The 25,055-nt window shown below is 49.6% G+C and carries 19 protein-coding genes and 1 pseudogene; 4 read left to right on the top strand and 16 right to left on the bottom strand.

Annotated elements, in window-relative coordinates; all coding sequences use genetic code 11:
- Nucleotides 1–84: 84 nt before the first annotated feature.
- From CRG97_RS22540 to CRG97_RS22555, 4 genes are all read right to left on the bottom strand, one after another.
- Nucleotides 85–3,207 carry a glycoside hydrolase 5 family protein gene (locus CRG97_RS22540; RefSeq protein ID WP_098747625.1) on the bottom strand — a complete coding sequence of 1,041 codons (3,123 nt, stop codon included), beginning with the start codon at nt 3,205–3,207 and terminating at the stop codon, nt 85–87.
- A 3-nt stretch (nt 3,208–3,210) separates the two neighbouring features.
- Nucleotides 3,211–4,584 carry an alpha-L-fucosidase gene (locus CRG97_RS22545; protein WP_098747628.1) on the bottom strand — a complete coding sequence of 458 codons (1,374 nt, stop codon included), beginning with the start codon at nt 4,582–4,584 and terminating at the stop codon, nt 3,211–3,213.
- 354 nt (nt 4,585–4,938) lie between these two features.
- Nucleotides 4,939–6,456, bottom strand: coding sequence for an extracellular solute-binding protein (locus CRG97_RS22550; RefSeq protein ID WP_098747631.1), 1,518 nt, complete (start codon nt 6,454–6,456; stop codon nt 4,939–4,941).
- Nucleotides 6,457–6,581: 125 nt separating this feature from the next.
- Nucleotides 6,582–8,861 (bottom strand): helix-turn-helix domain-containing protein, encoded by a 2,280-nt coding sequence (locus CRG97_RS22555; RefSeq protein WP_098747633.1) that lies wholly within the window; start codon nt 8,859–8,861, stop codon nt 6,582–6,584.
- 459 nt (nt 8,862–9,320) lie between these two features.
- On the opposite strand from CRG97_RS22555, the gene CRG97_RS22560 reads away from it, so the two are divergent.
- Nucleotides 9,321–10,247: an ABC transporter permease gene (locus tag CRG97_RS22560; protein WP_098747636.1), complete on the top strand. Its 927-nt coding sequence runs from the start codon at nt 9,321–9,323 to the stop codon at nt 10,245–10,247.
- Nucleotides 10,248–10,284: 37 nt separating this feature from the next.
- Nucleotides 10,285–11,163 carry a carbohydrate ABC transporter permease gene (locus CRG97_RS22565; protein WP_098747639.1) on the top strand — a complete coding sequence of 293 codons (879 nt, stop codon included), beginning with the start codon at nt 10,285–10,287 and terminating at the stop codon, nt 11,161–11,163.
- A gap of 299 nt (nt 11,164–11,462) precedes the next feature.
- On the opposite strand, the gene CRG97_RS22570 is transcribed toward CRG97_RS22565, so the two are convergent.
- From CRG97_RS22570 to CRG97_RS33860, 4 genes are all read right to left on the bottom strand, one after another.
- On the bottom strand, nt 11,463–12,359 hold the full coding sequence (locus CRG97_RS22570) for a MerR family transcriptional regulator (RefSeq protein ID WP_098747642.1): 897 nt from the start codon (nt 12,357–12,359) through the stop codon (nt 11,463–11,465).
- A gap of 73 nt (nt 12,360–12,432) precedes the next feature.
- On the bottom strand, nt 12,433–12,603 hold the full coding sequence (locus CRG97_RS22575; protein ID WP_237566546.1) for a hypothetical protein: 171 nt from the start codon (nt 12,601–12,603) through the stop codon (nt 12,433–12,435).
- A gap of 114 nt (nt 12,604–12,717) precedes the next feature.
- Complete coding sequence (locus CRG97_RS22580; protein ID WP_237566552.1) at nt 12,718–13,176, bottom strand: DinB family protein; 459 nt, start codon at nt 13,174–13,176, stop codon at nt 12,718–12,720.
- Nucleotides 13,079–13,306, bottom strand: a complete 228-nt coding sequence (locus CRG97_RS33860) for a hypothetical protein (protein WP_237566555.1) — start codon at nt 13,304–13,306, stop codon at nt 13,079–13,081. The genes CRG97_RS22580 and CRG97_RS33860 overlap by 98 nt, the downstream gene beginning before the upstream one ends.
- Before the next feature lie 354 nt (nt 13,307–13,660).
- Here CRG97_RS33860 and CRG97_RS22585 point away from each other — a divergent pair, with 354 nt between their 5' ends.
- Both CRG97_RS22585 and CRG97_RS22590 read left to right on the top strand, forming a co-directional pair.
- Nucleotides 13,661–13,972, top strand: a complete 312-nt coding sequence (locus CRG97_RS22585; RefSeq protein ID WP_076325855.1) for an ArsR/SmtB family transcription factor — start codon at nt 13,661–13,663, stop codon at nt 13,970–13,972.
- Nucleotides 13,973–14,140: 168 nt separating this feature from the next.
- The gene (locus tag CRG97_RS22590) at nt 14,141–15,262 is read left to right on the top strand and encodes an MFS transporter (RefSeq protein WP_098747847.1); all 1,122 of its coding nucleotides are present in this window, start codon (nt 14,141–14,143) and stop codon (nt 15,260–15,262) included.
- Nucleotides 15,263–15,483: 221 nt separating this feature from the next.
- On the opposite strand, the pseudogene CRG97_RS34290 reads toward CRG97_RS22590, so the two are convergent.
- The 8 genes and pseudogenes from CRG97_RS34290 to CRG97_RS22625 form a co-directional block, all read right to left on the bottom strand.
- Nucleotides 15,484–15,670, bottom strand: a pseudogene (locus tag CRG97_RS34290) (hypothetical protein); the annotation flags it as partial.
- A gap of 162 nt (nt 15,671–15,832) precedes the next feature.
- Nucleotides 15,833–17,128: a DUF418 domain-containing protein gene (locus tag CRG97_RS22595; protein ID WP_202618987.1), complete on the bottom strand. Its 1,296-nt coding sequence runs from the start codon at nt 17,126–17,128 to the stop codon at nt 15,833–15,835.
- 113 nt (nt 17,129–17,241) lie between these two features.
- Complete coding sequence (locus tag CRG97_RS22600; protein ID WP_237566547.1) at nt 17,242–19,065, bottom strand: acyltransferase family protein; 1,824 nt, start codon at nt 19,063–19,065, stop codon at nt 17,242–17,244.
- A 213-nt stretch (nt 19,066–19,278) separates the two neighbouring features.
- Nucleotides 19,279–20,289 carry an LCP family protein gene (locus CRG97_RS22605; RefSeq protein ID WP_098747644.1) on the bottom strand — a complete coding sequence of 337 codons (1,011 nt, stop codon included), beginning with the start codon at nt 20,287–20,289 and terminating at the stop codon, nt 19,279–19,281.
- 275 nt (nt 20,290–20,564) lie between these two features.
- Complete coding sequence (locus CRG97_RS22610; RefSeq protein ID WP_098747647.1) at nt 20,565–21,326, bottom strand: hypothetical protein; 762 nt, start codon at nt 21,324–21,326, stop codon at nt 20,565–20,567.
- Nucleotides 21,327–21,330: 4 nt separating this feature from the next.
- Nucleotides 21,331–22,761: a sensor histidine kinase gene (locus CRG97_RS22615; protein WP_098747650.1), complete on the bottom strand. Its 1,431-nt coding sequence runs from the start codon at nt 22,759–22,761 to the stop codon at nt 21,331–21,333.
- Between the two features lie 3 nt (nt 22,762–22,764).
- The gene (locus tag CRG97_RS22620; protein WP_098747652.1) at nt 22,765–23,427 is read right to left on the bottom strand and encodes a response regulator transcription factor; all 663 of its coding nucleotides are present in this window, start codon (nt 23,425–23,427) and stop codon (nt 22,765–22,767) included.
- A gap of 854 nt (nt 23,428–24,281) precedes the next feature.
- Nucleotides 24,282–25,052, bottom strand: coding sequence for an ABC transporter ATP-binding protein (locus CRG97_RS22625; RefSeq protein WP_161952964.1), 771 nt, complete (start codon nt 25,050–25,052; stop codon nt 24,282–24,284).
- Between the last annotated feature and the right edge of the window lie 3 nt (nt 25,053–25,055).

Here is a 25,055-nt window from a genome sequence, read left to right on the forward strand (position 1 = left end):
CCTGCAGGAGGATAGCGTCACGTTGTGACTGTTCAGGTTACCCTCAAGTTAACGCCTTCCCGCCTCTAATGACGCAAGCGAGCCTCAAGCCTTGTAATGTTGGCTCTGCCGGATGCGAACTTCCTCCGGCCGGTATATGGTCCGCACTTGTCCCCCGGCATCGGTCGTAAACATCACGGTCCGTTCCCGTTCCAATTCGAAGGCGTAGACCTTTCCGGTTGCCGTGTCCTTTACCTCGACATCTGCGCTTGCCCCATGTTCGGAGACGAAGACGTACAAGCTTCCTTGCCCGAACGCCAGCTTGCGGCCATAGATCCCGGGCAGCTCGCCTCCCTTCAACCATTCCAGCTCAGGCGAAACGGCTGCGGAGCGGATAGCTTCCGCGTACATTGCCTGGATCGGCTCCCAGCGCTCGTTCATCTCGACCGGGAGCGGGCACCAGATGAACCGTCCCGAGCCCAAAGTCACCGTGACGGGCTGTAGTGCTCCATCCAACCGATCCAGCGGGCGATCCAACGCCAACGCGTTGATCTTCCGTTCGCCGAAGGAAACGGCGAAATGCTCTCCCCCCAGCTCCAGCGTTTCTTCCCGAAGAACGTTGGCATGGACGGTCTCGCCGATCTCCTGCTTCAGGCGATGTGATGCCGGACCCCAATACGCATCGGTGCGCAGAGGGCCTGTCCACAGGACGGTGCCCCCTTCCCTGGCCAGCTCGAGGAGCTGCGCAAACGCCGCATCATCAAAATTGTGCGCGCTCGGCACGATGATCAGCTTGGCCGGATAGCGCTTCAGGTCTTCCAGCTGGTATTCACCGATGCCCCGCGGATGGACGTTCATGCCGAACGTCAGGGTGCGCATGGCCCTCGTCGTCGCTTCGTAGGCCAGCTTCCGGCTGGAAAAATCATTCGAATACGGGTAAACGACGGCGATGTCCTCAAGCTGACGTTCATCATCGAACAGGCTGGCTGCTTCCTTCATGAAGCAGCCGAAGTCATAGGACACATCAGCTTCGGGCTTCTGCGTTCCGTCCGCCCGAAGCGCCCCGATGTTGGATTCGTTGGCATTATCCATGAAGTAGTTAATATTCCAAATCCACTGCACGGCACCCGCGCCCCCGGTCGAAAACGAATACGCATACTTCCGCTCCAGGATGCTGCGCAGCTCTTCCTCCGTCCGCTTGGCGATGCCGTCCGGACGCTGCACGTGCATGATGCCGGTCTCCTGGATCAGATTCGGCTTGTCCGGCGTTTTCGTAAATATGCCGTCCCAAGCCAGGTGATCGTTCTGCCACCAGGAGTGGACCGTCGTATAATCGACCGCGGGGCCGTAGAACGAAGGCGACGGACGCTGGGAGCAGATGCCCTCATCCTGTCCGACCGTCACCAGCTGGCGTGGATCGGAACGGCGGATGGTGCCGATAAGCTCGGACGCCCACCGATTGTGCATGTCCATGGTGAACAACGTGAAATCAAGCCACGGCCCCCACTTCTTCGGCTGCAGCACGCTGTTGAACAGCTTGTCGTCCGGACTCGGCGCAGGCGCCGACTCGAATGAAGGAAGCTCGCCCGGGGTCATGTTCCAGCGCTCCTGAAGCAGTGCCAGATCATCCCCGTGGCGCTGCCGGAGCCACTCGGACCAGGCCTGCCGCTCGAACCGGTCCCCTATCGATACCGGCCCCTCGAAGATTCGCTTCGGATCGAACAGCGATGGCTCGTTGATCAGGTCCCAATGCACGTTGGTTGTGCCCCTGTGACGTCCCACGATGGAGGCGACGAAGCGCTTTTGCGCCTCCACCGATCGTGGATCCAGATAAGGGTTCACGCCTTCCCAGGCTTCGGGCGCAAACGAGAAGAACGTAAACGTCACTTCCAGCTCATGCCGCTTGGCCGTCAGGATAAAGGCATCAATCGCCCGCATGACGTCCTCGGCCGCATGGCCGTCGGCAAACATGATCATCCGGTATCCCGTCCATATGCCCGTCCGGATCAGGTTGATCCCTGCCCGCTTCATCTCCGCCATATCCGCATCCCAACGCTGCACGTTCGGCAGATGGAGAAATTTGCGCGCGACGTCGGAGGTCATGTACGTCATGCCAACGATCGGAACCGTCCGCCCGCCACGGCAGAAGTAATCGCGCCCGCATTCCAGCCGCTCTCCCGCCTGCAGCAGCGGACGGTCGATGCCCCACACCGCCTGGGTCAGGGTGCGGCGCTCCCCGGACTCTGACTCGGCTTCGCAAACAATCCGGTACAAGCCCGCTTCCAGCCGTACGGGTACGGACAAGCGAAGCTGCTGCAGATCCCGCTGTTCCGTGCCGGCTTCCGACTTCTCGTGTCCGGTCCAGACGGTCTCACCGTCGTCTTCCTTGATAACGCTCACTGCAAAATGCCATGTCTGCGCCGGTGCGGAAGTCCGGGACAGCATCTGCAGCTGGATCGTCAACCGCATCTGCTCGCCCGGCTCGTAGGAGGCATAATTCGGCTTCAGCCACAGCTCCGTCACGCCCGTGCCCGCGTATTCAGCCAGATCTTTCAGGACATCCATCCCTTTCGTCTCCCAGAACGATGCCCTCAGCTGCTGGTTGATCAGAATCCAGCGGCCCCCGGCGTAATCGCCCTTATTCTGTTCCAGCATGACGACCGGAGCGGAGCGCTCGCGTTGATCACGGTCCACACCGATCAGCAGCGGCGAGATGACGGCATCCATCGGACCGCACGCACCCATCTCGGACGGGATGTCGCTTGCTTTGGTCGGATGCAGCGTCAAGCCCCAGGTCGGCTCGATACCGAACAGCTCCTCGCGTCCCTGCAGGATCGGGTATTCGGCGGAGGCCTTCAGCTCCCGGACGCGCGACACGTCGACCGCCAGCGCATCATGGATATCCATTCGCTGATGATAAGCCAGCTGCTCGCGTTCGGCATGCCAGCTACCATCCAGCTCTCGAACCGGCCTGCGGAAAGGCACGCCCCCGGCATGAACCAGACCGCCGCCGGCCTTCAGGTGGCCTTCGATGGCCGCCCAAGCCGCTTTCGGAAAGTACGGCCCGTGCAAATGAATCAGCGTGTCCCAGCCGCCTTCCATCAGCCGCTCTGCCACGTCCGCAGCACCGGCGATCTCCGCCCAGCCCCGCAATTGCTCCAGTGCCTCTGCAGACGGGCGTCCGCCTTCGTAAGGAAAATGCTCGTCGTAAAATACCAGCGTTCTCATTGCTTACTCCTTTCTCGTCCGCGGCTGGCCGTCGACGTATACGGATGTTCCGCGCGTTCGGGCCCAGTCGGCGATCCGGGAAGGGTCGCCGGTCCAGAGGCGGTCCACTCCCCATTGATTGGTCTGCGGCCGCTCCTCACATTCGATGCGGATGACCGGGAACAACTCGGTCGGTCGTTCCCGCGGCAGCCCTTCGATCCACAGCACGTCGCCCTCCTGCCGGAACGACAACTCCTGTCCCGTTGTCAGCAGCGTCACCCGTGATACCGGCGTCACCAGATCCGCCAGCCTCAGTACCGGCCTCCCATCCCAGAAGCGGATGATGAGGTATAGCCGGTTGTCTTTCATCGTCTGCCGACCGTAGGTGATGAACTCCGTGAGGTTCCCGCCGTCGGAGCCGTAGATGGCCTCGCCGTGAACGTCCAGCCACTCCCCGATCTGCAGCGCCCGCTCCACGAAAGCCGGCGGAAGCTGCCCGTCGGGCTGCGGTCCGACGTTAAGCAGCAGATTGCCGCCCACAGTGCCCCCTTTCTCCGCGCACTCGCACAGCATGTCGAGCAGGACGTCGGCCGGACGCCATCGTTCGCCGTTCGTGTACCCCCACAGCCTCCACGTGGTGACCTGGCTGGATTCCCAGAGCCGCTTCTGGTCCGGGACGATGACATGCTCCGGCGAGCCGAAATCGCCCAGCACCTCGGAATCGCCCGAGCCGCCGCCGCCATCCACATGCAGCTTCTCCTCCTCGGACAGCCCAAGGCGGTTGTTGACCAGAATATCCGACTGAATCGACTTCATCCGTTCCACAAGCTTAATGCTGTCCAGGTCCTCCGCAGTCCGCGGCCAGACCCCGTCAAAAAAGAAGTGATCGATGCGCCCGTATTTCGTGACCAGCTCTTCCACCTGGGCATGCAAATACTGCTTCATCGTCTCCCAGCCCTCGGGATCCTTCTCCGGTCCGTCGAAGTAAGCCGGGATCCGCCAATCGATCCAGGAATAATATAAGCCGACCCGAAGCCCCTGGGCCCGGAACGCATCGGTAAATTCGCGCACCAGATCCCTGCCGGGCGCCTGCTTTGCGCTGGAATAATCCGTCGTGGCCGTATCCCACAAGCAATATCCGTCATGATGCCGCGTCGTTAAACAGGCATATCTCATCCCCGCTTTGCGCGCCGTGTACGCCCAAAGCTCGGCGTCAAAGAACGTCGGATTCCACTCGCAGGCTTTCCGCGCGTATTCGGCCTGGTCCAAATGCTCCCGGAACAGAACCTGCTCACCGCGCCCGTATTGGGCATAAGGCCCGAAATGAATAAACATGCCGTACCGGCTTTCCGTAAACCATTGCCAGCCTTCTCGGATGGCTTGTGCTTGCTTGTTCATTGAACAACGTCCTCCTTATGCTGCTCCGCTCTTGTTGTGCGGTCAGTCTTAATCGTAATTGTCGTTTCTAGCTCTATGAGAAACCTAAGGCTTCGTATGACCTTTACTCTAGCCCGGGAATCCCTGTCTTGAACACTTTACTTTTGAGAGAAAACTTTGAATTTAGCCAATATCGGAGAATTGAAACCGTAAGGCGGCGCCCAGATCACTCCCGAATCCCCTTAGGCTCAGCTCAAAATTCCTTACGGCCTGCTTCATGGTTCATGCACGAAAAAAAGCAATCCCTCCCCGGCACTAGCCGGGAGGAATTGCCCTGTTTAAAAATCATGTTCATTGCCGCCGATCGTGATGCACTTATGATTGAGCGGCTCTCCACTCATCGAATTGCCGTTTATATTCCGTCACGACCTCATCGAGACCAGCGGACTTCATCGCGGCCAGCATTTTATCGTAGGCGTCCTCGTATTTCACGACCCCGTGCATGACCGGATAAACGCTGGTCTTCAGCTCGGCGATGCAATTAGCGTATTGAGAAGCGACGTTGGTCGGATCGAAGGTGAAGCCGATCGTGATGCTGTTCACGGCATCGTCCGATACCGTCGTGCGGCGCTCCAGACGCGCCGGGTCCGTATTCGTCGGATAACGGTTCATCTCGACGTGGCCGAGCAGCCAGTACGGAAGCTCATAAGCCGGAGAACCGTTCTCGTTCTTGGCCAAATAGTCCTTGGTATTCTTACCAGTATCCTTCCAATGCACGTCCTTCACGCCGCTTTGAACGAGATCCATGTTCTCCTGGCTGCTGTAGACCCAGTTCAAAAATTGAATGCCGGCCTCCGGGTGCGGAGACGTGGCCGAGATCCCGTTGGAATTGCGGATCGCGTAGGACCTGAATTTCGGCTGGTCCGCCAAATAATAAATATCCAGCTTCGCATCCGGGAACGTCTGAAGAATGGCGTCGCTCAAGCCGACGTCGCCCGGGCGGTACAGATAGCGACCGGCCAGCTCCTCCTGGTTAATGACCTCCGTCGGCGTCGTAAGCAGATCGCTCATGATCAGCCCGCGCTTGTAAGCCTCGTTCATGAACAACACGTCTTTTTTGAACTCCTCGGTTTCGAACCAGGACTTCACGTTCCCCTTCTGGTCGATGTAAATCATGTTATCGGCCACGGTAAACGGATAGGTGTCGTAGGTCGTATGCAGGAAGTAGGCAGGCTCCTCCAGCATCTTGATATACACGTTCTTGTTGTCCTGCGGCCAGTTCTTCTGCAGCGTCTCGGCCGCATCGAGCAGCTCTTCCGGCGATGTCGGTGGCTTCAGACCGTTTTTCTCGAGCAGATCGGTGCGGATCGTGAACATGCCATCGTTATAAGCGGTATCCGCCCAGAAATTCGGCACGTACGTGATCTTGCCGTTGATTTTCGACGACTCCCAGATCCAGTCCGGCATAGAAGCTTTCAGCTCGCTGCCATACTGATCCAGCAGATCGTCGATCGGAATGATTCCGCCGCTGCCGGCAAGCACCGTCGGTCCTTTTGTATCGTGCATGATGGCAATCAGCTCGAACTCCTCGCCCGTCGACATCATGAGGTTGGTCTTCTGATCCCATACGTCCCACGCGATGTAAGTCGGTTCATACGTGAGGTTCAAACCGTCGGCCTCCAGCTTTTCGTTGATCGCTTTAACCGCCGTTTCCAAATCCTGCGGCGCGGAGCCCGGAAGCAGATACCGGACCGGCAGCTTGTCCCCTCCGCCGTTCTCGCCGCTCGCTGATCCGTTCTCGCCGCCGGCATCGCCCCCGCCGGAGCAGCCTGCGATCACGGATACCATAAATATCGCGGCTAACCATAGTGCTAGCGCTTTCCTTTTTTTCATGTGTGTCTCCCCCTGTCTTCATTTGGTTTGGTCATGCGGTACGAATCCTATCTTAAGGAGACATTAGGGATGACGTATACTTCAAAATGATGGTTTTCGCCATTTTAAAACACTGAAAATGCCCGTCACTGCGCCTTTTTCGTCTCGATCGCATGCTGGCTGCGGAACTGTGCCGGCGAGATCTGGTAGTGCTTTTTAAACAGCGTATAGAAATAAGTTGTATTCAATATGCCCACCTGCTCGCTGATCGATTGAACCGACTCCTCGGTGCTTGCGAGGAGCTCCCGGGCCTTTTCCAGTCGAACGGCATTCAGGTAATCGTTGAACGACAGCTCGCAATGCGCCTTAAAGAGCTTGCCGACATAGCTGCGTGACAGCTTCACCTCGCCCGCGACCTGCTCGAGCGACATATCCGGCCTTGCATAATGCTTGCGTACGTACATCTGGATAAAATCAACCACCTCCGCATGCCGGACCGCTCCCGATTCCTCGGACAGGCTGCAGAGCCTAAGGGCAAGATCCTTCAGGGCATCCGCGGTTTCCTGCAGCGTCTGAAAGCGGGTAATCCGCCGCGTAAAGTCGAGGAAGAGATCCGCGCTTTCCCGATTTTTCACCGTATGGACATTGAGCTGCTTGTACAGGCCGCCGATGAACTGGTTGATGAAAAACATGACTTCATGATAGTTGTAATCGCGAATTTCCTTGATCCACTGATCGATTTCCTTCTCCAATTTATCCCGCTGCTGCAGCTTGATGGCCTCGATGATGCGCTTCTCCCGCTTGTCCGGATACTGTGCCTCGGTATGCTCCGACTCCGCGGCGATGACCGGATCGCCATGGAACATCCTGCCCTTGCCTGCGAAGAAGCGTTGCTGGAAGCAGGACTGGGCGCAATCGAACGATTCGCGCAGCTCCTCGTACGTCTGGGCGGCCGTTCCGATGCCGACGGTGACGGACACGCGGAGCGTGCGGAGCATCTCGCCCTGCAGCTCCTCCAGCATGCCCAATACATGGAGCGGAAGCCGGCTCTGCTTCATGGGGAGAATGATCGCAATGGTCCCATCCCCCACCGTTGCCACGCTCACTCCCTCCGGTTCCAGCATCTGCTGGGCCGCCTGGGCGACGGCTGCGCAGGTATAGGACTGCAGCTCCTCGTCCTCGCCCCCGGGCGAGCCGTCTAAGCTGTCGAGCAGAAGGACAGCCGCCAAGAAATAGGGCCCCTTGCCTTCCCGGGCCAAACGGCGGAATGCCGTCTCGTCGCCGCCTTTCAGCAGCTGCAGCACGTGCGCCTGCCTGGCGACGGAAGCCTCGGACTCCATCGACTTCATTTTCTCCGTCATTTCGGCATAGGTTGTATCCAATATGGCAAATTCGTTGATTTGCCGCCGGCTTTCCTTCATTTTCGGTATGGCGCTCATTTTCTCCAGCAGGTGGCGGATCGGGTTGTACGCATGATGCGTCAGCCAGATCGACAAGAACATGCTGACGACGAAGCAGGCCAAAGCGAGAACCAGCGCCGACGTTCGGAGGGCCTGCATGTTGAACAACAGATTTTGATATTGGCTTACGCTGATAAACGTCCAGTTCATATCCTTGGATTTGACGTAGGTAACGAGGCTCTTGCGGCCGTCGATGGAGCGGGTGAAGTAACCGCTTTCCGCGTCCGTTCCCAGGATGGACTGGACATAGGATTCCTGCGATACATCCTCCATGAACCGGGACCGATCCGAATGGGTGATAATGGTTCCCTTGTCGTCAATGACGTGCAGCGAATCCACAGCTTCGTTGCGGTAGCCTCCGATCAGATCCTGGATGGTGTCGGTGCTCATATTGATCACGATCGCGCCCTTGGAGCTTAACGGCGAATAATAGCTCGGAAGGAGAACGAACGTAAGGACGTCTTCGCTCCGGTTCGCCGAAGTGGCGGAAGAAATCTTGCGTGGGAACAGGTGAAAATAAGATGTATTCTTGCTGTTGATCTCCTCCAGCAGCGCCTTCTCCTGCTCCTTGGTAATCCCCTTCGTATTCAAATACGTGTTATTCGAGCCGTTATAGATCCCGATCGAATGGATGAACGGATAGGTGGACTGGACTCGGTTAAGGGTGCCGAACACTCCATACTGTTTCACCGGATCGGCCTCTTTGTCCAATAGGGCGTTCACGATCTCCTTGTCGCTGAGCAAGAGGTTGCCCACGTTATACACTTGGTCGCGGATGACGCTGGATACGGCGCTGTTCTGCTTCAGCATCGACTCGGATATTTTCCCTACCTCCTTCGCGGTGCTCCAGGAGAACATCATGTACAGGACGACGGTTACGAGGGCAATCATGGCTGCCGTGAGCAAAACAAAGCTGAGAAACATATTTCGGTACACTGCATAACGGAATAATCGCTGCCGGATCATATTCTCCCTCCTTATCATTCGGTCTGTATAGTAAACTGAGATCTTCATCGTTCATGAATATTACTAACATTATATGTAATATACATGTTAATTTATTGGAGTTGCCTAGCAATCTGATCACTTGGAACGGATAGATATTTTACTCTCATCTTACATTTGCTCATGGCATACATCAATATGAAAACGCATTCTTTATTTCCCTCCCCAAACTTCCCTTCATAGACTTCATCGGCTAAACCCCTTATAAAACAAAGCCTTTCCAGTCATTATTCAATCCTGGCGACACTGTGCGAAATACTCAAATTCGAAGTTTTTGCCGTTTTTTAAAGCAGGCGTTCCCCCCTTCAATCCGCTCAAACTCCATTTTCATAGTTTACTGCACGCGGCAACTCTCTTTACACTCGAATCAGAACTGCTACGCTTGCAGCACCCATCACTTACGAAAGGACGTGCCTACTTATGAAAAAAAGCCGCTTCGGCTTCCTGCGCGAAATCCGCTCGAACGGATCCGCCTACCTGCTCGTCGTACCGGCTGCCATCTATACGCTGGTCTTCGGTTATTTCACGCTTCCCTACATGCTTATTGCGTTCCAAAAATTCAACTTCAAGACGGGACTTTTCAATTCTGCCTGGGTCGGCTTCGACAATTTCAAGTTCTTCTTCTCGTCGCCCAGGGCGTGGGAGGTCACCTTCAACACCTTGAAGCTCAATTTTCTATTCATCATCGTCGGCACGCTCGGAGCCATGGCGCTGGCCATTCTGTTCAATGAACTGCGCAGCCGCTGGTTCTCGAGGGTGACGCAATCCACCATTCTTTTCCCGCATTTCTTGTCCTGGGTCATCGTCAGCTACATCATCTATAGCTTGCTGTCGACCGATTACGGCATCCTGAACCGGATCCTGGCGTTCTTCCATATTGATCCCGTCAACTGGTACGCCTCGCCACAGTACTGGACGTGGATTCTTACGACCGCGGCGGTCTGGAAGGACCTCGGGATGAACCTCGTCATCTACCTGGCTGCCATTACGGGAATCGATGACAGTTATTACGAAGCCGGCCGGATCGACGGTGCAACCCGCTGGCAGCTCATTCGTCACATTACGATTCCACTCATGCTGCCGACCATATCCATCCTGACCCTGCTAGCCTTGGGCAAAATCATGTACGGTAGCTTCGACATGATCTACGCCATCGTGAAGGACAACGGACTGCTGTATCCGACCGTCGACGTTATTGACACGTATGTGTTCCGTTCCCTTCGCACCATCGGGAATCCGGCTCAGGCGATGGCCGTCGGACTGTATCAATCCGTGGTCGGCTTTATTCTCGTATGGGGCAGCAACAAAATCGTGAAAAAGGTGAATCCGGACCATGCATTGTTCTAAAGCGTGCCGGAACCACTCGGAAAGGAGCCTAACTTAGATGACGTCCAGACCCAAATTTTTCGACACCGTAAACACCGCCCTGATTGGCATCATCTCCATCCTCTGCATCCTGCCCATGCTGCTTGTGCTTATGGTGTCCTTTACCGACGAAGCCAGCATTAAACAATTCGGCTACCAGCTGTTTCCGAGCGAGCTATCGCTGGATGCCTACAAGCTGCTCCTGTTCGGCAGCACGCCACTGTACCGAAGTTACATGATCTCGATCCTCGTGACGGTGGTCGGCACGATCCTTGCGGTCACCATTACGTCCATGGCAGGATATACGCTGGCCGCCAAGCATATCCGTTACCGCAACGGGCTGGGACTATTCTTTTTCATTACGATGGTATTTAACACGGGTTTGGTGCCCTGGTACCTGATCAACCTCAATCTCGGCATGAACAACACGATCTGGGCCCTGATCATTCCGTCCTTGGTATTCAACCCGTTTAACCTGTTTCTCGTACGCAACTATATGTCCCAAATTCCGCCATCTCTTACGGAGGCGGCCAAGATCGACGGCGCGAGCGATTTCTATATCGCGTTCCGGATCTACTTCCCGCTGTGCATGCCCGTCCTTGCCACGATCACGCTGTTCTACGGCATTGCCTACTGGAACAACTGGTTTAACGCCATCATGCTGGTGGACAACGAGAAGCTGTATCCCCTTCAGTATCTGCTGTTTAAGCTGAACTCCGAGATCAGCATGATCCAACAAATGCAGAGCAGCGGAGCCATTCTCGGCACCCAGACGCTTCCTCAGGAATCGGTGAAGATGGCCACCGCCATTCTCACGATCGGCCCGGTGGTGCTGTTCTATCCGTTCCTGCAGCGATATTTTATTAAAGGGCTGTTGATTGGCTCTTTGAAGGAGTAGGCGTTGCGCGTCTTGTTTGCCTTCGTGAGGCATGGAATCGAAAAATATACAAACTAATCGGAGAATATACAAACTAAATTGAAGCAAAAAAAGCTAACCGTAGCGCGGTTAGCTTTTTTGATATCGTTTCATGGATTCATAAACTCGTTAGAGACATATCTTCAAAGATGCTCCTCCATCGATATTTCATCGGCAACTTCATTCAGTCTTTCCTGCGATGAGCTGGTTTCAGTAACATCTCAGGCCGCTCGGTGGCTCACCCCATCTCTTGACGACAAGGGGTTCGAGCGCTCCGCATCTCATGTAATTTTATCGTCAGGACAGCTGCGCACTTGCGGGTTACTGGCCAACCATACCTCATTCGCTGCCTTCAGCTTTTCCTGGTACTTGCGGTATGAGGTGCTCAAACGCATCAAATTCGGAATGAAAATGTCATAGTAGCCGCTGTTCTGCTGAAACTCAACCAGCAAAGACTTCAGCTGGTAGGCAGGACTGGATTTATACGATTCCGATTGCTGATAGGCAGCATACTTCGCCAGCTCTTTCTGTTTAGACTCCATGAAATGCTCCATGTCATTCAGTGCTGTATCAATGGCTTGCTCCATCTTCTCAATGTCGCTTTCAGTCCAGAATTCAAAAGCTCCGGCTATCCATGTTTCCACGTCCTCCGGGAAATCAAGTTCGGTCAAATGATCCAAAAAATCGACGATGGCATGGTAGGCTTCGATTTTCTCCGTGCTGTCGAGAGGCTCATTCAAGTATTTTCCGAAATGCATCGCCAAGTACATGCCATAGCTACCCGGAAATGCCAGCAGCAGCTTCTCCTTGATAGTCATGCCGGTATCCAGGAGATGGTTCAGCTCTTCAAAGGCTTGCTCGATCGCGGGACGATGTTCGAGCAGATATGCCAAATAACGGTCCTGCGCCTGCAATTGCATGATATGCAGATGTTTCCTCAAGCTGTATTCGGTTAAAGCCCGGTGTTTATCCTCGCTCTCTAAGACCTGGCGAATCTCCGCAACATTCATACCGAGCTTTCTCAGAATCGTAATTTCTTTCAATCGAATCAAATCTTGCTCCGTGTAATACCGGTACCTGCTGCCGTTATATTTCACGTCAAGGAGTCCCTGCTGCTCATAGTATCCAATCGCCTTCTTCGTTATGCCGCATCTCTTGGCCGCTTCATTGATCAGCATCCCTATCACCTCTTGGCTAGTATTGTAAACCAATCCCCAAGGGCATGGTCAATAACTGATCATACAGTGCAGCCTAGATGCGCCATTGGGCTACCGCAAGCGATCCTTCATTTCCTCCAGCACAATTCCCCACCATGTAGAGGAACGGATTGCAGTAAGATCCATGTCTTTCAGTTCCCGTTTCATTTGCTCGAAAATGCTCTTCCACTCGCACTGAGCCTGCGGCGTCCGGTCGGGTTCTCATGCACTCCGCTTCCTGTTTGAATCGAAGCACACGGTCCATAAAGGCGAGCAGGCTGTCGATGGAGGCGTCCCCATTTTTTTCTTGCTCCTATCATATCCAAATAAGCAAAAAGATTTATTTAAATCCTTCAATAATTTCATTTATTTGTTTAATATGTCTTTGTTCATGCAAGTATAGTGATTTAACCCATTCAATTAATAACATCTCTTTAAATACGGGGTGGGTCAAATGTCTTCTGCTTAGCACGGACGGGTCTTCTAATGAATGGAGCAGTTTCATTAGCTTCTCTCTTGAATGATGCAGTTTCTCGACAATTTCTTGATATTCTATAATTTCATCCGTTGGTTTAGCAATGTCAGGAGCTTCTAACTTTCTACTTCTGTCCAGCAGAAATTCCAAAGGTTTATTCTCAATAATTGAATCTTCCTTGCCCTGCAATCCTCTTTTAATAGCAACCACATACAATTCTTCTGTCTTATATAGGTGTTGACATACCTGGCTGATACTCCAACTGTTTGAGTCGTGCCGCCTGTTCAGCTGATCTCCATTCAATCCATGGAGGATTGTAAGCAATACATCCCTTGTTTCTTTTAATCTCTGATTGATTTCTTGAAGTTCCAGGGTAAACACTCCTTTCCATTGGTTTTTTAAGATGCCATTGCTTTTCCGGATTGTTGACGATCTTCATTTCTAAAATAGTCAATACAAAATGCCCCAACCCTAGATAGCTGTTATCTTAGGCTGGGGCATGATCTGTCTGCTACTTCCATGATTATACATCTGATAGCCGAGGCGTGTAAGCCCTGCGTGCAAATATGGTAACAAAAAAAAGTGTATCTTCCCGCTGCAATCCATTATGGGAGGTCTGGGAACTTGGCAATCCTTTATCTAGAAAGTCTTTCCGACCAATATATTGTTTTCTTCCAAATAGATCGTGCCTCCAATCATGCCTTGATACTTGCCGGAGCTGTCAAAAATCGGCGCACTCGAAGAAAATCCAGCGACCAGCATTCAAAAAAACATTTACAAATCTATATAAATAGATATAATGATCTGTATGGAACCTATTTTAATTTACAAAGCGTTATCCAATGAGACCCGTTGTCAAATCATGGATTGGCTGAAAAACCCGGAGCATCATTTTGAGGAGAAAAAATATATGGAATACGGCATCAGCTTCCGGACCGGAATTTGTGTAGCCGATATTCAAAAGAAGAGCGGGCTGGCGCAATCCGTCATTTCCAATTATCTGCTGACACTTCAAAGAGCGGGACTGCTTGAGTCCGAGCGTATCGGAAAGTGGACCTATTATCGCCGGAATGAACAGACCATCAAGGAATTTTCCGAGTATATTCAAAACAAACTATAAGGAGGTGTTTTTTTGTTTATATCCATCTAGATATATAGATATATAATTGAATATAGACGGTGAAACTGCGGAATAACATATCTACATATACAGATATGAAAATACAAGTGACAGAATAGGAGCATCATTTCTTTGAGACAGAAACAAGTGAACCCTTTACTTATTATCATGTTGGCTTTAGGTGTTTTTGGCATTATTACGACGGAAATGGGTATCGTTGGCGTTCTGCCCCAAGTGGCCCGGAAATTTAATATCACGGCATCGCAGGCGGGTACGCTCGTCAGTGTGTTTGCCCTTGTGGTCGCCATCTCGGGCCCCTTTCTGACATTATTGGCATCCGGTATCAATCGGAAAGTGATTCTTCTTATCGCAGTATTCATGTTTGCGGTGTCCAATATCGTGTACGCCATGACATCGAAATTCGAAGTGATGCTGGCGTTCCGGATCATTCCGGCCTGCTTTCATCCGGTCTTTTTTTCCGTGGCTTTGGTCACTGCGGCCCAGCTGGTTCCACCCGAGAAGAGCAGTAAAGCGGTCACGAAGGTATTTGCCGGGATTACGGTCGGATTTGCATTTGGTGTGCCTTTGACATCTTACCTCGGGGAAAAGGTTTCACTGGAAACCGCATTTTTGTTTGGCGCGGCTGTTAGTGCGATTGCCTTTGCAGGTATATTGGCCTGGCTCCCGTCCATGCCGGTTAAGAACAAAATGTCATTCGGCAAACAGCTCGGGATATTGCGGAAACCCGCATTGTGGTTAAATATAATGTCGGTCATTTTTATTTTTGCGGCGATGTTTTCGGTGTACAGTTATTTTGCGGAATACCTCGGCCAGGTTACACCTATGAACGGATCGGCGATCAGTGTGATGTTAATGGGTTTTGGAATCATCATGATTTTCGGCAATTTCGTTTTTGGGGCCATGCTGCAAAAAAACATACGGGTGACCGTGATGCTGTTCCCTATCCTGTATATTGCGGTTTATGTACTGCTGTATAGCCTGGCGCCATACTGGATTCCGGCCATGATCGTTGTGGTTTTATGGGGGATGGTCCATTCCGGAGGATTAATCGTCAGCCAAACATGGCTGACAACGGTGACTGAAGATGCACCGGAGTTTGGCAACAGCTTGTTTGTATCGTTTTCCAACCTGGGCATTACACTGGGCACCACGGTAGGGGGCTGGTTGATAGCCGTTGCGGGTATCCATCAGTTAATCTGGAGCGGAATCGTGTTTGCGATCCTTGCCCTGGCTTCGATTTTGCTCAAAATAAAATATGTTCCTTCGTAAATCGGAAGCCAGCCTGGCGCAGCGTTATGTGCCCGCTGGCTTTCCGTGCTTAGACTATTCTTGTATGAGCTTGTCTGTGTCAGCATACCGTACAAGTACTTAAGTCGATTCTCTTGTAAAATCTAGAAATCAACAAAGCTACGTATTGTATCAGAAATGCAAGTCCCGATAAAGATTGGAAGACGAGCGGAAAAAGCGCCAAAATTCGGATCCAATCTAGTCGGTCTCCCATAATATTCAAAGTAAGAAGAACGAACCAGTTCAAGGATGAACGAGAAGATGATGACTTCATGAATTTTACGTAGATGATGGTATTCGGGCATGAGCTTAATATAATTCAGCATGGAAAGAAGCGGTCAATTGTTTAGCGGACCGAGCAAGGGATCCAACTTTTTCGTTTTCTTCAATTATGCAGCAAACCCAGTACCTATGCGGCACTGGGTTTGTTTTACAGATATTAAGCAGGCTTTTGCAGTGCTCTCTCAAGGGTGAGCTGTTCTGACAGGGTCTACGCTTCTTCGGTTCAACGCAGTATTCATCTCAGATCAGGTTAACAACAGATTTCAAATTTCAAATTCTAGATACTGCTGGTGCTGTTCGGGAGTCGCTGAACGCGCGATCGAAGTATCTCATCAATGACTCGAGAGGACCGATAGGAAGCCGCGAGATCAACCACCCTGTCAACAGCGTTGAGGCCGCGACGAGAAGGTCACCGAATGGAATCCCTCCAACACTAAATTCTATCCCCGCCAGTTTGAGAGACCATATCACGACGAATTGAGCCGCATACATTGTCAATGCCACGCGTCCGACAGCCGCGAAAGGCATTAACACTACAGTGGTATTCTTCGGAACGAGACAGACCAGTCCCAGCACGAGTATTGCGATCCCCAGCCCAATCAGCGTCTGGAACGTCGACGCACTGTGCGGAGATGTCCAGAGAAGCATGTTCCACAGCGGAGGTTCACTGTTGAGCGGCCAGATTGCATTTGGATCCGGCAGGGTCGGCATGGTACTGCCGGTGCCTTGAAGGCCAATGAGCCACGCGTCGAAGGAACGGCTCAGCCCGGGAATAACGAAAATGCCCAGCATCTTACCGACGGCGAGCATGATACCACCACCGATTGCGAGCGAGAGTGCGGTACGTATGTTGGTGAGGTCAATGCGACCGATCGCCATACCGGAGACGAAAGCGGGGGCGAGTGCGAACGCGGACATCGGACCGCCCGCAATATCGTCAAGGAGGTACGCTCCCGATAGGACGCTCATACCAAGAATCATCAGCGGCGGGGCAAGCACGGTCAAAACGGCTGCTGTCGTAACGAGCACGCGCGTCGAACGACGAACCAGCACCAATGCCAGCACGAACATTGCCGCATAGGCGGGCAAGATTACCCCGTACGGGGTATTCAGCAGGATGAGCAGATACCCAATCACATCAATGAACACCGCGCGCGCGAGCATCCGTGCCCGGAACGTGGTCGTCTCCGTTTCTCGATCCTTCATGCGTTGCGCCATGATCGAGTAAGAAATGCCGCCACAGAGTACGAACAGCAACGTCGTGTTCCCGGAAACGATCGCAGAAATCGTTTCATTCGATCCGAAGTGCTGCAAATACATCCCTAGGACCGCTAATCCCCGCGCTGCATCAAGCGCCACGAGACGCCCCGACCCCCGCGGATTAGCTCGTGCGTTCCTTACTTCGGCAGACTTCCGGTTGGCGATGCCAACTTGCTCACCGTTTGATTCGCCTAAAACCGCATTGTTTTTCAGTCCATTGTTTTTGGAATCCGCTACATCATGGATGGTTGCTCCTGTTTTATTTTCACTGCGGGACTCGCCCGGCAACTTGACATTTACTGACAATTAGCATTCCTCCTCAAAACAGTTATTTCTTTTCGTGTTATTCATTTCCTTGCAAGTAACGGTTGTTTCCCTTATTCCACTATAGCTGGCAGATTTCGCAAAACAATTTAATGCTATCTAGTCTGTATTGACTTAGCAATGAGTGAAGCGTACGCCTTAGCTCCTTCCGGTTGCAGGTGAACACCGTCCTTTGTGAACCATTCAGGTTTGTCGGCACTAAACGAGTACCAATCGATCAATGTGACGTTGGAACGCCCCTTGACAGCATCAGCCAATGTTCTGTTTACTGAGTCTTGCCAGTCTCGTGGCACACGGGTGTTAATCAGATAGATTTGCCGATTCTTGCCGAAGGTATTGAATAGTTCTTCGAGTTTTTCGGAAGAAAATGGCCCATTCGTGCCAAGCTCAACGATGACAATATTCCCCAGCTTTTCTTCCGAATCGAGTTGTGCAGCGACATCATTCGCTTCAGACATTTGCCGACTTACTTTACCATCTATGTTGATCTCGGGTACTAGTTCTTTCACATAAGACGCTACTCCGACTAACACGGAGTCACCAATTGCTGTAATTTCTACGGATGACTTAGAGGATTTCTCATCCTCGGGTGTTGACTTTGGGCCTTGCGATACATTATTGCTCGACGTATTTTCGATGGAAGTCTTGCTTAATTCAGATTCTCTCGGTTCAGATGATCTATTATTTTCATTTCCTGCTCGTGCACAAGCTACACAAATGAAGATAGTTATAACGACGGGAAACAGCATAAATAAACGTTTGATCGGTTTTGAATTCTCCATAAATCTAACCTCTTTCCTAAAATGGTTTGTCTTGCCGTCCCGAATGGGCTCCTCCACAAATCTATAAGACAAGTCGGCTAGTATAACAGTTGTCGTCAGTTGGGCTAGCTGGAGAATCAGATTCGGGCTTGCGTTCGGATCTGCTGGACCGGTTAAGACAATAAGCGGATAATGAAACAAATATATGCCATAAGATCGTTTTCCGAGCCAGCGAAGGGGCTTCCAGGCAAGCAGTTTGCCTACTGCACTGAACGGACTCGCCGCAGCCGCAATGACCAATGCAGATGCTACAGAGAGGATGACCATACCGCCACGGTATAATGATTCGTCGTATTTCCCAGTATTTGTCAACATATACATCACGATACAAAGACCGACAACTCCCCAAAAGTTAACCCTAGCGGTTCCCTTTCGCGAAAATGGCTCAGCAATTTTGTGGCTTGGACATACGATTGCAAGTGCTGCTCCAATCAACAGTCCAAAAGCCCTCGTATCCGTTCCGTAATAAACTCGGCTCGGGTCTGTGCCTGGCACATACAAAAATACCATCAATGCAAACGAAACTCCTGCTCCAGCAAGTATTAGCAAAAAAAGTTTGCCGCGCGTTGGGGCAAAAGTAGAAATCAATATCATGAGAAGAATCGGCCATATCAAGTAAAATTGTTCCTCCACAGCGAGCGACCAAAGATGTCCGATAGGTGAAGGGGGACCAAAGCTTTCGAAGTAGGATACATTATGGTAAATTAAATACCAATTGTTCGTATATGTTAACGAAGACCAAATATCCCCGCGAATTGAAGACAGCCTTCCTGGATCAACAATCGTAAGATAAACGGTTAGAATGCACAGCATAAGCAGCATGGCCGGCAACAGTCTGCGTATACGCCTCAACCAGAACTGTTTCATGTTGATTCGACCCTTCTTTTTACGCTCTTCCACCAGCAAATCCGTTATGAGGTAGCCAGAGAGTACAAAGAAGACGCCTACTCCTAATAATCCCCCCGAGGCCACGCCCCAGTTAAAATGATAAGCAATGACAGCGAGAACGGCTAGAGCCCTGAGTCCATCCAGTCCCGGCATATAGCGTCGTTTGTATTTCATTACATCAAGAGTCTTGTTTGGATGAATCTTATTCAATCTACTTACCCTCCCCTTTATAAAGTAGTTTTAACGTGGCCGATGGGATGTAAATTCCAAAGATATATTGTCAAATATCGTAGGGTATGAAATAGTATAGTACGCGAAAATATGATAAGTGAGATGGACTTGTAACGAAGTTGTAAATTATTGAACCCAACTGGTACTTCGTAAAAAAGACAAATGGAACTAGTGAGTATGCGCGCTCGAAATCTAGTCCATATATCCCTCGGCGTCTTTCAACAGTACTTCCTGCACATAAGCACGAAGCTTCTCGTTGTTTTTCACACTTAGCACAGAGGCGCCCCTCACTGACTTGCCTTCGATCAGGTCCATCGGCGGAACTTGCGCGGAACCGGCAATGTGGCTCTCCACACCGAGCGTAGCCAGTTTCAACATGTCGGAGATGTCCAGGTTCGTCTGGATGTAAGGCGCCACGCTTTCCAATATTTGCTTCATCCTCATAAGATTCCAACCAGACTTCAACTTATCGGCTACGGCCGACAGCAGGTTGCGCTGTCGTTCGGTACGGGTAAAGTCGCTCATTGCATCGTGACGAAATCGCACGTATTGCAACGCTTTATCACCATCCAACTTTTGCTGCCCCTTTTTCAGGTGAATATCGTACCGGTTGCCGTCGGCTTTATCGGTATAGGTCATGTCTTTCTCAACATAGAAATCGATGCCGCCAAGCGCATCAATAAGTGATTTAAATCCTTCGAAATCCGTATAGACGTAATATTGAATGTCAAGGCCTAGCAAATCGCCAATCGTTTTCATTGCAAGGTTCGGTCCGCCTAGAGCAAGCGCCGTGTTGACTCGTTCCTCGCCATGACCTTCAATCCTGACGTAGGTATCACGCAGAATGGACAGCAGATGAGCTTTTTTTGTGACAGGATCAAAAGTTGCAAGTAAGATAGAGTCCGAACGAGCCTTATCGTTCTCCTTTAACCCTCGATTGTCACCACCCATCAGCAGGATGTTGACTCGTTCAGTACCTTCCCATTTGACGGGTTTCATTGATTCATCTTCCTTATACTGTCCGATCGGTATCGTGTCTTTCGGTTTATCCAAACTATCCAGAGTATTAATGGCCCCAATGGCCTGATAGCTAAAGAGGCTGAAGATGCCCAATAATAAAACGCCAATGCTGATAGAAGCGTATATCCATGCTTTCTTTTTTTTTGCTCGTTTATTTTGATTTTCTCTTCCAATCCCAACCATGTTACTCCTCCTAATCTTTCCTCTGAAAATAGCCCACAATACTCTGTGAATCGGGGTTCCATTCCCGAAAATTTTTGTGTATTTAGGTATACATTCAGCATAATAATCCAATATATGATAAGTAAGATGGAGTTGTAATGAAGTTGTAAATTGCCCAATACCTTTTTTCACCAGTCAATTAGCATGATAGAAGTGAACTTTTAATGTTAACGTTTTTAGTCGGAACAGCGTAAAAAAACTAGTTGCTTTAGCAACTAGTTCCTGTCTGGTTAATGTTAGTAGTACCTGTAGTATTGATAGTATGTTATCCCTGTAGAATAATTGAGCATCGCCATTAAATCCTTGTTGAATCCTAACACTTTCATATCTTTTAATTGAACAATGACATGATATTTCAATGATTTGCCATTGTTGCTCCTATAATACACTTCCGCCCAATATGAGCGAATCGTTCGAAAATCCATAGTTAGATCAGAGAAGGCATAACTTCCCTCTCCTTGAATAAACCGATCGGCAGTTTTTTTTATTTGTTCAATAAACATACTTCCATCTATACTCTTACTACCGTCATCAGTCGGGTATTTAAAGATTTTAAGCACATCGCCGTTTCTTGCATTCAAGACGACATCATATACTCCATCGCGACTGGAAGAACCGGTTAGTGTCAAATAAAATAGGCCATTAGGAACTTTGTTGAGCTCCGTTTCGAAATCCTTCTTATCTTTCTGATTCTGCTGTGAACTGACACTGTTTTCAACTGAGTCTTTCAGCTTATTCTGATCTACCACCATCAACTCAAACTTGAATTCGTCTACCGTGAAATTCTCATTAAAATATTTGTTGACCGCTTTGACGCTTAGCGTCTTCGCAGTATCTTGAGAGAGTGCACCTTCGTACTGCACTTCACTCCTTTTGTCCTCATTGTTTATTTTTTTAACCATAACGGTATCTTTTTCGATGGTTTTATAGAATGCCCCACACCCCGTCGTCAAGATCATGAACACCACAGATACGATAAGGACGCTGAGCTTTTTCATTGCTTCACCCTGCCTTTCGACCGCTCTGATCGAAGATGACTCCGATCGTCGTGCCCTGATTCTCTTCACTACTCACTTCAATGACGGCATGGTGTATGCTCGCCACGCCCTGACAAATCGAAAGGCCTAAGCCAGCTCCATTGTTGGCTCTCGTTCTAGCTTTATCTACCATGTAGAACGGTTCGAAAATTTTGTCTTGATGCTCTTTGGCAATACCGATGCCTTGGTCGATTACTTCGAGAACGTAACGGCTGCCGTGCCATTGAGTTCGGATCGTAATGCTTTGCCCTGCGTCAGATGCCTTGAGGGCATTGTTTACTAAATTGAAGATCATGATTTTTATCAAATCTTTCTCCAGCAGCAATCTGCCCTTTTCGTAATCAGTGACAATCGCAACTTGTTTCTCCTTGGCTTTCATCTCTAGCGCGGGTTGGATCTCTGTGATGATAGCCCCCAGATCATATTCCTCCATCTGATAATGTTCCTCCTGAAGCAAAATCAAGTCCATCAGCTTCAATGAAAGCGACTCCAGTCGCTTCCCCTCGGAGTAAATAACATCCAACCCGTCTAGAAACTGCTCTTCGTTGTATTTGGTCGTCCTCAGGAAATTCGCATATCCGATAATCGACGTTAGCGGCGTTTTTAATTCATGGGTAAAATTGTTGATGAACCTTTGTTTCTCTTGATTATGCCGCTCCAGGTCATTGATTTTTCTCTCAACAACCGAAGCCATATTGTTGAAACTACGTGCAAGAACGCCTATTTCATCCTTCGATTTCAGATGAACACGTTCCGAATAACCTCCCTTTGCAATAACTTGAGCCGTGCGATTGAGGTGATTGATTGGCTTCGTCAGCCCTCTACTTACGAAAAACATAACAAGCATATAAATAAAACATATGGCGATATCCACTTTAACGAAAAAACGGTACTGCTCCGCGCGCTCCCGGTACAAGGAAGTAATGTCTTTCATATAGGTGAACACGTAACTTTTACGATTAATATCCGTTATATTGATTGTAAATAATATCGTACGCCTGTCGATATCCCTTATAATATATTTGATTTCATCAGCAGCCAACTTGTCCAATTCCTCACGATGCACCGGTATTTTGAAGTCGGTATTGTTGAAAATCTCCATATTGCTTACGTTCAAAATTTGCAAATATGTGCGTTGGTCACCATTCTTCTCGACAAATTCTTTGGCGATGTTCGTTAACACGGCTTTCTCGTAATCAATGGAATCATAGATGCGGAAAATCGGAACGATCGCATCGACGCTAGAATGAATGTTCATGTTCTCGCTCAATGTGCCGTTGATTTCCTGCCGCAGCATCTTGCTATGATTTTGCTCAATGACTATTATGGAAGCCGCATTAAAAATAAGAACAAAGGACAGAATTGAAAACAAATAGATTTTCTGCCAAAACTTCATCAATCAATCCTCCAGCCGGTAACCGATTTTATAGATCGTTTTTATATGGTCCTGAAGCTGAAGCTGAAGCTTTTTGCGCAGCGATTTGATATGCATATCGACCGTTCTTGTTTCACCGTAATAGTCAATGCCCCATACTTTATCGATAATCTGCTCCCGCGATAGAGCGATGTTCTTGTTTTTCAGTAATACAACCAGCAAATCGTATTCTTTCGGTGTCAGTTCAACCGGCTCGCCAAAGATGGTCACCTCTCGTTTGTCTAGGGTGACTTGAACGTTATGAAACTCCATCACGGTCTGTTCTTTGCCGTATCTACGTAACACCGTTTCAATCCGTGCCAAGAGCTCGATTGCTTCAAAGGGCTTGACCATGTAATCATCCGCCCCCAGTTTAAGTCCGGTCACCTTATCGTACACGGAGTTTTTCGCAGTTAGGAATATAACTGGTATGCGGTAGGGCTGTATTTTTTCCATCAGCGCAAAGCCGTCCAGCTTCGGAATCATGATGTCCAGCAGGATAAGATCAAACTTCTCTCGCTCTATCGCTTCCAACGCCGCCATTCCGTCATATACCTCAGTCGTTACATAGTTTACGAGGTTTAGATTCATTTTAACGATATTGGATATGTGAAGATCATCTTCGACGATCAATATTCTCTTTCCCATCTTTCATAAATCTCCTGACTTAAAATTCTATACTCTGTTACTGAGTATGCACGATACACTTCTAGACTGAAAAGAATTCTCCGCAATTCAACGCAGTTACACGGGATATCCGCATAATCCAGCGAGAAAAAGAAGCACCCCAGTTTTTTATAGGGACTGCTTCTAAAATTTCACTTAGCAAACATGGCATATTGATTTTCGATATTAAATCCAGTTCTCTGTCCAAGTGTCAAACATTTTAGGTTAGATATTACTTCCTATGAAATAGCTTAACAAAATCAGGACTTATTGTCGAAGGAGGTCCCGGTGTCAATTTTTGGAGGTACTCGGCATCGGAAGGAATACAGTATACTTTGACAAAATGGAATACAGACCGCAATCAAGATTTCTCCTTACATACATAACGCGATATTTTCATCCTTCAATCTCCTTAAATGTTCCTTTAAATAAAACCGATCATATTGACATGCATTCGACCATTGTTAGAATATTACTTGGATGTATTGGAAGTTAGATCAAGTTGTAAAGAATTTGTAAAATCGTTCAAAATGAATCTCAAAAATCATATCTTGGCCATTCATCGATTGCAACAAACCCAGCAATCTTTACATAACATCACTTCTAGCATTATTACCTCTCCCCCCTGTTATATCACCCTTATCCATTAGATTTCACTACAGAATTTATACAAACCAAACGGCAGCCGATCGTTGCCGGCTGCCGCGCCTCTTTTTTTGAATGTGTGTTGTCGTAATTTTTGAGAAAACAACAGAAAAAAGCTAATATTTTCAAGGTTAAGTTCCATAATTATTGAGAAAGACATTTAGCAACTGGTAGATATCCGTTTTGATACTTTATAAATATTTCTTCCATGCAGTTTCAAGCATTTCGGTTGATTTAAGCAATGTAATGGTATAGGCATCTCGCTCTCTTTCATGATGGAGGTCAGTAGTATTAAATTGCTCGACCTTTTTCCCGTCTTTCATAACTAAAATATCTGTGCACAGTCCGGGTACAAGTGAGAGGTCATGGGTAATGAACAGAAGAGACAACCCTTGTTCCTTCTGGATTGACATTAGCAGTTCTATCATCTGCTGCTGTAATACGATATCAAGATTGGAAACCACTTCATCACAAATCAACAGTTTGGGATTCATCATCAGCGCTTTAGCCAGGCAAGCTCTTTGATACTGGCCCCCGCTTAATTTACCTGGCCGATTTCTAAGAAGGTCCTCGCGAAGCCCCACCTTGCCTAAATACTCTAAAATTCTGTTTTTACGTTCCGTTCTATTCAGGTTTGTAAAGTTAATTAATGGTTCTTCCAGGCACTGAAACAAGCTCATTGAAGGATTCAATGTTGAGGCTGTATTTTGAAAAATAATCTGAATATCGCGATACCATGCTTTATACGATTTTATTCCTTTGCTGGGTAAGTTCCGTCCGTTAAATATAATTTGACCGGATGTGGGTTGTTTTAAGGCCATAATCAGCTGGGCAAGCGTTGATTTGCCGCTGCCACTCTCACCTACGATGGCTAGAGATCCACCATCTTCTATACTAAAATTGATGTCCTTCAGAATTTGCCTTCCATTGATTTCTTTGAACACCTGTTGAACTTGAAGCACTGG

The organism is Paenibacillus sp. EZ-K15 (assembly GCF_002573715.1).
GTDB lineage: Bacteria > Bacillota > Bacilli > Paenibacillales > Paenibacillaceae > Paenibacillus_AQ.

What these genes read in the sequence shown, in the direction of transcription:
- CRG97_RS22540 (WP_098747625.1), bottom strand. Translation starts at nt 3,207, where the DNA reads ATGAGAACGCTGGTATTTTACGACGAGCATTTTCCTTACGAAGGCGGA.
- CRG97_RS22545 (WP_098747628.1), bottom strand. Translation starts at nt 4,584, where the DNA reads ATGAACAAGCAAGCACAAGCCATCCGAGAAGGCTGGCAATGGTTTACG.
- CRG97_RS22550 (WP_098747631.1), bottom strand. Translation starts at nt 6,456, where the DNA reads ATGAAAAAAAGGAAAGCGCTAGCACTATGGTTAGCCGCGATATTTATG.
- CRG97_RS22555 (WP_098747633.1), bottom strand. Translation starts at nt 8,861, where the DNA reads ATGATCCGGCAGCGATTATTCCGTTATGCAGTGTACCGAAATATGTTT.
- CRG97_RS22560 (WP_098747636.1), top strand. Translation starts at nt 9,321, where the DNA reads ATGAAAAAAAGCCGCTTCGGCTTCCTGCGCGAAATCCGCTCGAACGGA.
- CRG97_RS22565 (WP_098747639.1), top strand. Translation starts at nt 10,285, where the DNA reads ATGACGTCCAGACCCAAATTTTTCGACACCGTAAACACCGCCCTGATT.
- CRG97_RS22570 (WP_098747642.1), bottom strand. Translation starts at nt 12,359, where the DNA reads ATGCTGATCAATGAAGCGGCCAAGAGATGCGGCATAACGAAGAAGGCG.
- CRG97_RS22575 (WP_237566546.1), bottom strand. Translation starts at nt 12,603, where the DNA reads ATGAGAACCCGACCGGACGCCGCAGGCTCAGTGCGAGTGGAAGAGCAT.
- CRG97_RS22585 (WP_076325855.1), top strand. Translation starts at nt 13,661, where the DNA reads ATGGAACCTATTTTAATTTACAAAGCGTTATCCAATGAGACCCGTTGT.
- CRG97_RS22590 (WP_098747847.1), top strand. Translation starts at nt 14,141, where the DNA reads ATGTTGGCTTTAGGTGTTTTTGGCATTATTACGACGGAAATGGGTATC.
- CRG97_RS22605 (WP_098747644.1), bottom strand. Translation starts at nt 20,289, where the DNA reads ATGGTTGGGATTGGAAGAGAAAATCAAAATAAACGAGCAAAAAAAAAG.
- CRG97_RS22610 (WP_098747647.1), bottom strand. Translation starts at nt 21,326, where the DNA reads ATGAAAAAGCTCAGCGTCCTTATCGTATCTGTGGTGTTCATGATCTTG.
- CRG97_RS22615 (WP_098747650.1), bottom strand. Translation starts at nt 22,761, where the DNA reads ATGAAGTTTTGGCAGAAAATCTATTTGTTTTCAATTCTGTCCTTTGTT.
- CRG97_RS22620 (WP_098747652.1), bottom strand. Translation starts at nt 23,427, where the DNA reads ATGGGAAAGAGAATATTGATCGTCGAAGATGATCTTCACATATCCAAT.